This window comes from Paenibacillus glycanilyticus, assembly GCF_051200795.1.
GTDB classification, from domain to species: Bacteria; Bacillota; Bacilli; order Paenibacillales; family Paenibacillaceae; genus Pristimantibacillus; species Pristimantibacillus glycanilyticus.
The window spans coordinates 2465825-2477524 of record NZ_CP195155.1 but is presented as its reverse complement, the minus strand read 5'-3'; the positions used below and the strand labels follow the sequence as shown (position 1 = coordinate 2477524).

General features: G+C 50.0%; 15 protein-coding genes. 7 read left to right on the top strand and 8 right to left on the bottom strand.

Annotated elements, in window-relative coordinates:
- Positions 1-9 precede the first annotated feature (9 nt).
- Positions 10-276: a YqhV family protein gene (locus tag ACR9FF_RS11265; RefSeq protein WP_127494377.1), complete on the bottom strand. Its 267-nt coding sequence runs from the start codon at positions 274-276 to the stop codon at positions 10-12.
- 198 nt (positions 277-474) lie between these two features.
- Between ACR9FF_RS11265 and ACR9FF_RS11260 the strand changes: the two genes are divergently transcribed.
- The 3 genes from ACR9FF_RS11260 (at position 475) to ACR9FF_RS11250 (ending at position 2575) form a co-directional block, all read left to right on the top strand.
- A complete protein-coding gene (locus tag ACR9FF_RS11260) occupies positions 475-1296 on the top strand; it encodes a phosphosulfolactate synthase (protein WP_435171099.1) in 822 nt (273 codons plus the stop codon).
- 28 nt (positions 1297-1324) lie between these two features.
- On the top strand, positions 1325-2047 hold the full coding sequence (locus ACR9FF_RS11255) for a 2-phosphosulfolactate phosphatase (protein ID WP_435171096.1): 723 nt from the start codon (positions 1325-1327) through the stop codon (positions 2045-2047).
- 69 nt (positions 2048-2116) lie between these two features.
- A complete protein-coding gene (locus tag ACR9FF_RS11250; protein WP_127494384.1) occupies positions 2117-2575 on the top strand; it encodes a DUF441 domain-containing protein in 459 nt (152 codons plus the stop codon).
- A gap of 214 nt (positions 2576-2789) precedes the next feature.
- Here ACR9FF_RS11250 and ACR9FF_RS11245 read toward each other — a convergent pair whose 3' ends face one another.
- From ACR9FF_RS11245 to ACR9FF_RS11225, 5 genes are all read right to left on the bottom strand, one after another.
- Entirely contained in the window at positions 2790-4043 is a 1254-nt protein-coding gene (locus tag ACR9FF_RS11245) for an aspartate kinase (RefSeq protein WP_127494386.1), read from the bottom strand.
- Between the two features lie 148 nt (positions 4044-4191).
- Complete coding sequence (efp, locus tag ACR9FF_RS11240; RefSeq protein WP_132304492.1) at positions 4192-4752, bottom strand: elongation factor P; 561 nt, start codon at positions 4750-4752, stop codon at positions 4192-4194.
- Between the two features lie 37 nt (positions 4753-4789).
- Complete coding sequence (locus ACR9FF_RS11235; RefSeq protein ID WP_435171092.1) at positions 4790-5863, bottom strand: M24 family metallopeptidase; 1074 nt, start codon at positions 5861-5863, stop codon at positions 4790-4792.
- 14 nt (positions 5864-5877) lie between these two features.
- Positions 5878-6324, bottom strand: a complete 447-nt coding sequence (gene aroQ / locus ACR9FF_RS11230; protein ID WP_127494392.1) for a type II 3-dehydroquinate dehydratase — start codon at positions 6322-6324, stop codon at positions 5878-5880.
- 94 nt (positions 6325-6418) lie between these two features.
- Positions 6419-6961: a YqhR family membrane protein gene (locus ACR9FF_RS11225; RefSeq protein WP_435171089.1), complete on the bottom strand. Its 543-nt coding sequence runs from the start codon at positions 6959-6961 to the stop codon at positions 6419-6421.
- Between the two features lie 223 nt (positions 6962-7184).
- On the opposite strand from ACR9FF_RS11225, the gene ACR9FF_RS11220 reads away from it, so the two are divergent.
- Both ACR9FF_RS11220 and ACR9FF_RS11215 read left to right on the top strand, forming a co-directional pair.
- Entirely contained in the window at positions 7185-8090 is a 906-nt protein-coding gene (locus ACR9FF_RS11220; RefSeq protein ID WP_127494414.1) for a DUF1385 domain-containing protein, read from the top strand.
- A 31-nt stretch (positions 8091-8121) separates the two neighbouring features.
- Positions 8122-8421 (top strand): hypothetical protein, encoded by a 300-nt coding sequence (locus ACR9FF_RS11215; RefSeq protein ID WP_201003671.1) that lies wholly within the window; start codon positions 8122-8124, stop codon positions 8419-8421.
- Here the strand turns inward: ACR9FF_RS11215 and ACR9FF_RS11210 are convergent.
- On the bottom strand, positions 8415-9344 hold the full coding sequence (locus ACR9FF_RS11210; protein WP_435171087.1) for a patatin-like phospholipase family protein: 930 nt from the start codon (positions 9342-9344) through the stop codon (positions 8415-8417). The two genes, ACR9FF_RS11215 and ACR9FF_RS11210, sit on opposite strands and share 7 nt — an antisense overlap.
- A gap of 145 nt (positions 9345-9489) precedes the next feature.
- Between ACR9FF_RS11210 and ACR9FF_RS11205 the strand changes: the two genes are divergently transcribed.
- The gene (locus tag ACR9FF_RS11205; protein ID WP_435171084.1) at positions 9490-10116 is read left to right on the top strand and encodes a hypothetical protein; all 627 of its coding nucleotides are present in this window, start codon (positions 9490-9492) and stop codon (positions 10114-10116) included.
- A gap of 17 nt (positions 10117-10133) precedes the next feature.
- Positions 10134-10727 carry a uracil-DNA glycosylase family protein gene (locus tag ACR9FF_RS11200; RefSeq protein WP_435171081.1) on the top strand — a complete coding sequence of 198 codons (594 nt, stop codon included), beginning with the start codon at positions 10134-10136 and terminating at the stop codon, positions 10725-10727.
- A gap of 538 nt (positions 10728-11265) precedes the next feature.
- On the opposite strand, the gene mntR is transcribed toward ACR9FF_RS11200, so the two are convergent.
- On the bottom strand, positions 11266-11688 hold the full coding sequence (mntR, locus tag ACR9FF_RS11195; protein ID WP_015843878.1) for a transcriptional regulator MntR: 423 nt from the start codon (positions 11686-11688) through the stop codon (positions 11266-11268).
- Positions 11689-11700: the final 12 nt, after the last annotated feature.

Below are 11700 nucleotides of genomic sequence, written 5' to 3'. Positions count from 1 at the left end.
GCTAGATTACTATTTTTTTAAGATTCCTATTAGCAAGCAGACGACTCCAGCCGTAACCCAAGCCAGCTTCCCGAAAGACAGCTTGTCTGTCATGCCTATGAGTCCGATCGTGGTTGTGGCGATTAATATAAAAGGTCCTACTAATGCGAGCGAAGAATTGACGACCAGCGCCTTGTCGATCTGGTTTAACCGGAGCATGAGCAGCGCGGCGCAAATTTCGATTGTCCCCGAGGTTATCCGCAGAGACGCCATGGTGAGCACGATTTTATTCAACATAACCGTTCACCTCCTTGTCCGTTCCTAACGAATCAGGCCTTATTCAAGCAGCTATAAACAAACTTCCATCTCTACATCCTATGCAGGCTCGTCTCCTGTTCATGCTTCCGGTTCGGGCACACGCCCAGCAGTTGCTGCATATATTGCTCCATGCCCCGCCCTCATGCGGGTATCAACAAATGTTAGGAGTCAACTCCCATGACAAAAACAAGCATCTGGCACCGCACGATGCATGATCCAAGCGGATATCGCGATTACAGCCCTGCAAAACATAAAGGCAAAACGATGGTAATCGACAAAGGAATCGGACTAAACGCTTTCGCCGATCTCATTCAAGTAGCTGGTCCTTATATGGATGTCATCAAGCTTGGATTCGGTACGGCCGTTCTATACGAACCGGAGTTCCTGCAGCGCAAAATCGAGCTTGCCCGAAAAAACGGGCTTATCATCATGCCCGGCGGAACGCTATTGGAAGCAGCAGTCCAGCAGCGTTTGACCGTATCGTTTTTTGATTCCATCTGCGAGCTTGGCTTTAACGGGATCGAGGTTTCGGACGGCACAATAGAAATGAGCAGAAAACAGCGGACAGAGCTTATAAAAGAGGGCAAGCAAAGGGGGCTTCTGGTTCTTACCGAATATGGCAAAAAAACGGCGGGTTCGCTTATTGATCCCGAGCAATTGGCTGTTACAGCCGATTACGACCTTGCGGCAGGCGCCGCTTGGATTACGGTAGAAGCCAGGGAATCGGGCGTCGATGTAGGCTTATTTGATGAAAAGGGCAATTGCCGTGAGCAGACGATTGAGCAAATTCTGACCGAAATGACTAGCCAGGACTGTTTGATGTGGGAAGCTCCGCTGAAGCAGCAGCAGGCTTATTTGCTCCAGCAGTTTGGTCCGAACGTACATCTTGGCAACATTCCGCCTAGCGATGCCTTGGCGCTCGAAGCGATGCGCCGCGGACTCCGTTCCGACACTTTCGAGTTCGGAATGCGGGAGGAGCCCGCTCATTACATGATTTAAGCAACAACAGAAAGGAAGAGCGATTGCTATGCAGGTGCAAGTCATTTCAAGCGTGAATGAAGCCAGCTCCGCGCAATTCGTCCACAAAACGGCTATTATTATCGATGTGCTACGGGCTACTAGCTCCATTATTACCGCGCTGGCTGCCGGTTCTTCCGGCGTTGTCCCCGTGGAGACCGTGATGGAGGCACGAGCTGCGCAGCAGGAAGGCGATCTTTTATGCGGGGAACGCTTCTGCAAAAAAATCGCCGGCTTCGATCTCGGAAATTCGCCTGACGAGTTACTGCTCAATTCGGTTAAAGACCGCCGTGTCATCTTAACGACAACGAACGGCACCCGGGCCATTCACAAATCTACCCGGGCGGATTATGTATTGGTAGCTGCGTTGCTGAATGCCTCCGCATGCGCGAAAGCGGCGGTTGATCTTCGGCGGGATGTTGTTATTTTGTGTGCGGGAAGCCATGATGAATTCGCCATTGAGGATGGTTTATGCGCCGGACTTCTTCTTTCCAGAATGCAAGAACGGGGTTCTACTCCGCTCGAAATGGATGACTTCGGACTCGCCATGCTATCACTCTATCAAGAACGCGCCAATGATATAAAAGAAACGATTCGGAAAGGCGCAACCGGCAAACGGCTTCTCAAGCTGGGTATGGGGAGAGATATCGATCTTTGTTCGGAGGTTGACACCTTCGCGGGAGTTCCCCGGCTTCAGGCTAACGGAGATACGTTGATCTGTTCGTGCAGCTGACATATTCGCCAGAGTCTGTCCATATAATGAAGCAAGCAGTTTATCCGCTTCATGACTGGAGTACGAACGATGACTGGTGAATTGATATTAGTAGGTTTGATTATTATTGGTCTGATCGGGCGTTCGCCAATTATAGCGACGGCGGCTTGCGTACTTCTGGCCGTCAAGCTTCTTCATCTCAGCCGGTTCCTGCCTTCGATCGAGCGTCGGGGGCTGGAGCTCGGTTTATTATTCCTTACGCTTAGCGTCCTTGTCCCGTTTGCCTCAGGCAAAGTGCAGATGAAGGAACTCATTGCCGCCTTCAATACTTGGCCGGGCTGGCTCGCCCTAATAGGCGGAGCCGTCGCCGCTTATATGAATGCCAAGGGCCTTGATTTGCTTAAGCTTGATCCTCAGATGGTCGTCGGACTTGTTATCGGTTCGATTTTCGGCATTATTTTTCTGCGGGGGATCCCGGTTGGCCCTCTGATGGCTGCGGGAATTACGGCGATTTTGTACAAGTTGTTTAAGCTAATCGGCGGCGGATAAACGGCGAACTACGCATTCAAATGTTCTTCCGATCGCCATTGCTCGGGGATTCTTTCGAACAATTCTCAAGCGGTAAGAATCCCCTCACAAAAGCGAACGTTACCACTTCTCCAGAATCATTTGAAATGCTCCGTTTACCGTTTAAATGTGGGGACCAAAAAAAGCCGTGCGGATTTGAATCGCGCACGGCTTTTTTGTATGGAATTAATGGTTATTAGCGGCGGTCTTGAGGTCCGCCGACGAATACTTGCTCCGCCGTGTCCAGTCCGTAAGCCGTATGAAGCGAACGAACAACCTCTTGCAGAGGTTCGGCTGCGATAATACAGGATACTTTGATTTCGGAAGTGCTGACCATCTTGATGCTGACGCCCAGCGACGAAATCGCCTTAAACATCGTAGCGGCAACGCCAGGGTTGCTGACCATGCCAGCGCCAACGATCGAGACCTTCACTAGGCCCGCTTCGGAAGTCACTTCGCTGAACGGAACTTCCGCGCGAATGCCGTTGATCACGTCAACCGCACGAGCTTCGTCATCGCCGGAAACCGTGAAGGAAAAGTCCGCTTTGCCGCTTTTCACTCCGCTTTGCACGATAACGTCTACGTCGATTCCGCTATTTGCCAGCGAACCGAATACATTGGCGAGTACGCCTGGCTCATCCTCCACGCCGAGGATGCTGATTCTTGCTACATTTTTGTCAAAAGCGATGCCGCGTACGACTACGCCTTGCTCCATGACCGCTTCCTCCTTCACACTGGTACCTTCGTTTTGCGTAAAGCTGGAACGCACGACAAGCTTCACATTGTTATGCTTTGCGTATTCCACCGCGCGAGGGTGAAGAACGGCTGCGCCCAGATGCGCAAGCTCCAGCATTTCGTCATACGAAATTTCATTCAATTTGCGCGCGACTTTCACGACGCGCGGATCCGTCGAATAAACGCCGTCCACGTCCGTGTAGATTTCGCACACATCCGCTTTGACCGCTGCGGCAAGCGCTACGGCCGTCGTATCCGAACCGCCGCGTCCGAGCGTCGTAATGTCTCCGTCTTCCGTCATGCCTTGGAAGCCCGCGACAATAACGACATTGCCCGCATCCAATTCCTTGAACAAACGATCAGGACGAATATCCGTAATCTTCGCCTTACTGTGTACGGCTTCCGTCCGAATGCCAGCCTGCCAGCCTGTAAGCGATACGGCTTGATGGCCCAGCTGATGAATCGTCATCGACAATAAGGCAACCGATATTTGTTCACCCGTCGTCAGCAGCATATCCATCTCCCGCGCCGGCGGGTTCGGGTTAAGCAGCTTCGACTGATCGATTAAATCATCCGTTGTATCTCCCATCGCGGACACGACAACAATGACGCGGTTACCCGCCAACTGGCTGTCTACAATCCGCTTAGCAACACGCTGCATCCGCTCCGGTGTTCCTACCGAGCTTCCGCCAAACTTCATCACAATCAACGACAAAGCTGATTCACTCCCAACCTTGACATATAACATACAAGTCAATAGTATATCACATCCCCGGCTTGTCTGGGTATATCCGCCCACGGATTTTGTCGAAAAAGAAAAAGCCGCCCGAATCGGTGGATTCGGGCGGCTTGTCTTCTATAAACTATGCACGGGAGATGTATTTGCCTTCGCGAGTATCGATCAGCAGTACGTCGCCTTCATTGATGAACAATGGAACTTGAACGTTCAGGCCTGTTTCGACTTTCGCGTTCTTAGTCGCGCCTTGCGCCGTATTGCCTTTAACGGCTGCGTCTGTCTCAACAACTTTCAGCTCAACGCTGTTCGGCATTTGGATACCGATGATTTCGCCTTGGTAGCTGGAGATGTTTACGTTCATGTTTTCTTTCAGGAAGTTCAGTTCCCACTCGAGCTGTTTTTTGTCCAATCCGAATTGGTCGTAAGTTTCGTTATCCATGAACGTATATTCTTCGCCGGAGTTGTACAGGTATTGCACTTCGCGGTTTTCGATGATTGCGCGGCCGATTGTTTCGCCTGCACGGAATGTTTTCTCGACAACGTTGCCGTTGCGGAGGTTTCTCAGCTTGGAACGGACGAACGCCGCGCCTTTGCCTGGTTTTACGTGCTGGAACTCGGTAACCGAGAAAATATCGCCGTCCACTTCGACGGTCAAGCCTGTTTTGAAATCGTTAACTGAAACTGTCACTTCAAATTCCCTCCTGAAATAGCTGCTTTAATAGTCCTTAACCCAGAGTAATTAATTGTTTCGGGGATGAGGTTAATATTTTAATACCGGATTCCGTAATGACGATATCGTCTTCGATCCGTACTCCGCCAAAGCCGGGGAGATAGATGCCGGGTTCAACCGTCACAGTCATTCCGGGGGTTAAAATCGTATCGCTGTTTCTTGCAAGGCGCGGATACTCGTGAATTTCCATGCCGAGTCCGTGACCTGTGCTATGGCCGAACTTGTCGCCATAACCGTACTTCGTAATGATATCGCGGGTAAGCGCGTCGGCCTCGTGGCCGGTCATGCCCGGACGAATGTTCTCGAGAGCATGAAGCTGGGCTTCCAGCACGATATCATAGATTTCGCGATGCTTATCGGTAGGAGTTCCAACGACAACCGTACGGGTGAGGTCGGAGCAGTATCCTTTGTAATAAGCGCCGAAATCAAGCTTTACAAACTCATTATTGCCAATAACCCGCTCGCTAGCCACGCCATGCGGCAATGCGGAACGTTCGCCGGACGCTACAATCGTATCGAAGGAGGATGAAGTCGCCCCATGGCTCCTCATATACATCTCCATCTCAAGCGCAATGTCGCTTTCTTTCAAACCGGGTCTGATAATGTTCTGCATGTGGCGGAACGTGGCATCGGCCAGATCGGCCGCTTCCTGCATAATTTGCAGCTCCGCGTCGTCCTTAATCATGCGCAGATTCTCGACAAGACCGGATACCGGCGTCAGCTTGATATCGCCTAAAGCCTCGCTCCAAGCCGCATATTGGCTGTACACGACCTGATCCTGTTCAAATGCCGCGCTTCGGATTCCTTTGCCTGCCAGCAAATCGCGGATATCCCCGATGACTTTCGATCCATGCTCAACTACCTGGAATGAAGGCGCCTGCTGAGGTGCCTGTGTCATATAACGGAAATCCGTAAACAGGAACTGCTCCTGCCCGGTAATGACAACCGTTCCGGATGATCCCGTAAATCCGCTGAGATAACGACGGTTATGCTCGCTTCCGATAATGATCGCTTCAAGGTTTTGTTCGGCCATCACTTGTCTCAGCCGGTTAACTCTTTCGAGTGTCATGTTACTCTCCCCTTTCACGCTGCACCATTTTGAAGCTTTGCAACAAGCGCTGCAAGTCCAAGCTCATAGCTTTGACCGCCAAAGCCTGCGATTTGGCCAATCGCAACCGGCGCAATGACCGATACATGACGGAAGGATTCACGTTTATGTATATTGGACAAATGCACCTCAACCACCGGCAAAGCTACCGTGCTTAACGCATCTCTCAGCGCGTAGCTGTAATGCGTTAATGCACCCGGATTAATGAGTATACCATCCGCCTGTCCAAATGCGCTATGTATCCGGTCAATAAGAGCGCCCTCGTGATTGGATTGGAAAAAATCCAGCTCCACGTCGAGCTGCAAAGCTTGCTCGCGCAATTTCGCTTCGATCTGGGCCAGCGTCTCCGTGCCGTAAACACCTGGCTCTCGTACGCCAAGCATATTTAAGTTAGGCCCGTTTAAAACAACAATTCTAAGCAATTTCGCACCTCCCAATCAGCCGAATCTTGCATTTAGCCAAAGATCATTAGCCATTTTACCACATATGACCGCTTCTTGAGAAGTCGCAACCTGCTTAATGCGCGCCTAACGGTTCCCGCGATGCTTCGTCGGTAAATTCGAAGGCGATGGAATAGCCGATAAAGAGCCCCCATAAGAGGAAAATGCACAACTCGGAGAACAGCGTATTCCAACCTGCAACCGTAATTTGACGGGACATGCCGAGTACCGGACCAAGCAGCAGAAAAATGACCGCCCACCATGCAAGACCGTACAATACGCCCGGCCACGGCCCTCTCAGCCGGCCTAACAGCACCTTGTACAGCAGAGCAGCCAGAACGGAAAATACGATATAGCTTGCAATGCCAACGACGATTCCCCAGCCTGTCTTTAAATAAGTAGACTTAAAGAACGGGTCGGCCAACATGCCCGGAAGCTCGGTCGTAAATTTCAATTCGTAAAAGAGCCAGCGGAGGATTCCCCAGATCAATCCCGCAAAAAAACCGATCATGCTGCTGAACAGCCAAGGGTTCGTATGATGCTGACCACCGTACTCGCTTTTGCGATGATCCTGGCCTTTCTTGCCATTGCTAATGCTTTTTTCGTTCGTTACCTCCATGCGTATGCCTCCATTCATGATCCGCTTAAAGTCTTCTTCTAGTATGCGACTTTAGCGCCGCGGATAACCAAGATGATGGCGTTGGCAAATCCATTAGCGATCAAGTACAATAGACGTATACCTTTCGTCACCTGATCGGGACGATACTATTAAGGAAGGTGACAAGCTCTTGTCTCAAAACACTACAAGCATTTACGGCGGACAAGCTGTGATCGAAGGCGTCATGTTCGCAGGCAAGCATGTAAATGTAACCGCTGTACGCAGAAAAAACGATGAGATCGTTTTTTACGAGGTGCCCCGCACGACGCAGCGGTGGATCCAGGTTCTCAAGAAAATCCCTCTCGTCCGTGGTTTTGTAGGGATTATTGATTCCAGCGCCAAGGGCTCCCAGCATTTGAATTTCTCCATGGAGGCCTATGCGGAGGACGAGACATCGGATATGTCCGAGGCGGATAAAGCCGCAGCCCAGAAAAAAGAAAAATCCGGCTGGAGCCTGGGCATGATTGTAGGCGTTGCCGCCGCAGGCGTTATCTCCTTTATATTCGGCAAGCTGCTTCTGACCGCTGCGCCGGCAGCGATCGAAAGTTTGCTGTTCGAGAATGTATTCGAGAACAAAGTTGGTCATAATCTGTTAGAAGGACTTATTAAACTCATCATGCTTCTTGCGTACCTGTACCTCATGTCGATGACGCCGCTCATCAAACGTTTGTTCCAATACCACGGCGCCGAGCATAAGGTTATTAGCGCATACGAAGCAGGCGAGGAACTAACCGTTGCCAACGTTCAGAAGTACAGCAGGCTTCATTACCGCTGCGGCAGCAGCTTTATCATTTTTACCGTTATCGTAGGGGTGATCATCTACTCCCTGCCAATCTTTGAATGGCATAGCATTTGGGAACGCGTCTATATCCGGATTTTGCTTCTGCCGGTAACCTTGGGTATCTCTTACGAAGTACTCCGCTGGACAAATGCCTTGCGCGATGTGCCGGTACTGCGTTACCTGGGTTATCCTGGGCTATGGCTTCAGCTTTTAACCACCAAAGAACCCAAGGATGATCAAGTTGCCGTATCTATCGCCTCCTTCAACCGGATGCGCGAGCTCGATAAGCAAATGAGCATCAAAGCTTAAATCTATTCCAACATAAAGGACAGGTGATATTATGCCGCGGAGATGGAACGCATCGTCAATTATCGTGCTGACGCTACTGGCAATCGGGATTTTATACGGAATCGGACAGCATCTTACTTCGTTTCTAATTCCCATCATTGTGCTGGGCGGCATTTTCCTGCTGTATAAATATCCGCCTAACACATGGGGTACCCGTGTCCGGGTCAGACAGCAGCAGCCTCATGTGAAACAAACCAGAACGACCCCTCGGCAAAAACCGAAGTCCCGCCGGGCGCCGTTCCGCGTTATCGATGGCGGCAAAGATGACGATGATCTGCCGAAATATCACTGACGGAAGCCTTCAAAAAACTGCGTTGCTGCCTTGAAGCCGGAATGGAACAGCTTTTCCGCCATCCCTTCAGGCAAATGGAACTGAGTAGTCCGGACACCTAGCGTAGGTATTTTCACCGTCCGGTCACGCGCGTATTTCTTGATATAACGCTCGTCATGAGCTTGCATCATCGTCTCGAATATCGCTTCAAGCATTGTCAACGGACCGCGTATTTCATGCGGTTCGTTGTCGTTTTTACCGACCATTTGGAAGCCCACTGTCGGAACCGGATTTGTCCTTCCCGCCTGCTCCTTATCAAACAGCCACAACGGAAAATTACTCAATAAGCCCCCGTCCACAATATAAGCCTGATGCAGCTGCGCTTTCTCTTTCCCCTTATTCGTTAAGGAATGAAGCTTCGAGTAACGGATTACGACCGGGTCGAAGAAATAGGGAATGCTGGCGCTCATCCGGACCGCCCGGGCAACGCTGAGTTTTTTCGGATCCATGCCATAGATCTTTACATCCTCCGGCAGGACAAGCAGTCTCCCGTTCGTAATATCCGAAGCTACGATTCGAAGCTTGCATTCCGGCAAATCCCCAAACGTCTTTACCCCCTTTTCTTCCAGCAAGCATGAAATCCAATATTCAAGCGCTTCGCCGCTATAAAGCCCCTTTTTGATAAGCACCCTTAATGCAGGGCTGATGACCTTTAGGTTAAAAATAAACGACCTTTTCAGAAACGACGAGAACGGCGTATTCTCCACGATCCGCTTGATGTCGAGACCGCTGTAATTTGCCGCTATCAGCGCGGAAATGATGGCTCCGCTTGATGTACCCGCTACCTGATTAAACTGAATTCCCTGCATCTCCGCAGCCCTGACCGCGCCTGCCAGCGATATCCCCTTCACTCCTCCGCCTTCGAACACTGCATTAATCTTCACTTCCGCATCCTCCGGACAACGGAAGCAGTGTCAAATCCGGCTTCCATCAGAAGTATATATGCGAAGAAGAATTGTCTACATGTTAGCGTTGTGAGAAAATATAGCGAAGAACCATTTACTCTGCAAGGCTGACGGGAGTTGCAATATGGCAAACATTCATGCAGTCATCACCAATCCTTACTTTAAGCAGCCCCCATGGCTGCCGGAAGTTAACTATAAAGATACCGTTTTCCTATCGAGGCACTCCACAACGGAAGATGCTGTACTCTTCCTGACTTTGTTATGCGGATATATCGATATCGATATTGAACAGAAGCCTGAGAACGTTTTTGAGCAGCTTCTTAAAAGGGATGAAGTCCCAATAAGCGGCGGAATCGCTTTTGCGGACGAGGAACGCTTAATAGCACCTAGCTGCTGCTGCGGGCTCGAAGATTGGCAAGAGGTATATAAATCGGTACTTGGCAGATCAAGTCCATGGCTTGGTCATGATCCTTACCCGTCCATTGAGTATAGTGGTGATCACGTAAAGATCTGGTCCGATGATTTTTCGGGAAAGTGGAATAAAGAATTGTCCGGGGAAAAGAGAAAAGCCTTGTTCTGCATTTCGTATGAACATGCCGAACTCGTCTCCATGTTAAAATCCGTTCGGACGGATCTATTGGATTTTTACGAGTATTCCTTTGAGCAGACCTTTCATATGGTTGGGGATAAGCTTAAACGGAAGTTATTCTCTCAATACTGCAAATGGTTTAAGCTAGAAGGTACTATATAGACATCGGAGATTAGACAATGGGCTTTCATGATATAAAAGAACAAATTATAAGCTGCCGGGACTGCGCGCAGAAGTTCGGATTTACTCCTCATCCCGTCTTCCATGGAAAAGCGCACTCGAAGATCATGCAGATCGGTCAAGCTCCCTCCAAAAGGGTGCATGAGAGCGGCTTGCCGTTTAATGACCCTTCGGGAGCAAAGCTAAAATATCAATGGTATCAAATTACGGACGAAATTTTCTACAATGAAGACAACTTCTACATGACCGGGCTCGCCCATTGCTTTCCCGGCAAGCATCCTAAAGGCGGAGACAACCCTCCACCGCTTGCTTGCGCGAATAAATGGCTCGCCCAAGAGATGGATATGGTGGACAACGAAATCTATATCGTCATCGGTGCCAGAGCGGCTAAGTATTTATTTCCGAAAGAAAGTTTTGAAGACTTGGTTCTCCAAAACTATCAGATTAATGGCAAGCCAACCATCGTGCTCCCCCATCCTTCTCCGCTTAATGTGAGGTGGTTCAAAACCCATCCATCGTTCGAAGAGAAAAGGGTGCCGGAGATCAAGAAAATGGTATGGGATGTACTTGGCCTTAAAGAGACCGATATTTAGATTGCATATTATGCAGTCTATTGGTCCTATACACTCTATTGAGCTTGGCTCCATTGCACTTTTTGCAGGATATTCAGTTGAAAACTGTCCTATTGGACGAGAAACTGCGCAATATGCTGCATAACGTACACCATAATTCCGAAAATCACCTATTAACTGGAAAGACCGTTGCATTTTATGCAGGGTATCCGACTATTGAGCACTACGCCCGCAGTTAAATCGGCGGGCTGTTTCTATATTGCCTTACGGCAGCCAGCTGGGCTTCGGTGGCCTCCCATAGCCCTCCCCCCAAAAAAGCTCGCCGATTTAGCGGCGGGCTTTTTTATGTTGTCTACAGCGGCTGCCGGCGCGCCGGGGCTAAGGGGTATCTCCTGGAGGAGCGGAGCGTCCGCCTTTGTCTTTCCTTTGCCACCTTGAACTATTTCATTCGAGGCAAAGGAAAGACAACAGTGGCCGAAGGAGATACCCCGTGCCCCAAGCCCGATTCCGGCCGCCTCCCAAGGGCAACTAAAAAAGCCCGCCGCAAGCGGCGAGCTTTTCATTCCGTTTCTAGTTCAGTCCGTATCCCTCTCAGCTCGTCCAAGCGAGACGGCTCACGGTTAAAGAATTCAACCAATGTCTCGATACATGTAATTGAATCCCAGCTTAGATGATGCTCGATGCCTTCCACATCGCGGTAAATGTTCTCTTCCTGCACGCCGATAATCGTCAGGAATGACTCGAGTAAATGATGGCGGTCAACAAGTCTCTTGCCCATCTTTTTCCCTTTGCTTGTCAGAACAAGCCCGCGGTATTTCTCGTAAATCAAGTAATTGTCTTTGTCCAGCTTCTGAATCATCTTGGTGACAGATGAAGGATGCACCTCAAGCCCTTCGGCTATATCCGATACGCGCGCATAGCCCTTTTCATCAATAAGCTTATAAATACGTTCCAAGTAGTCTTCCATGCTCGGAGTCGGCAATGAAGAACCCCC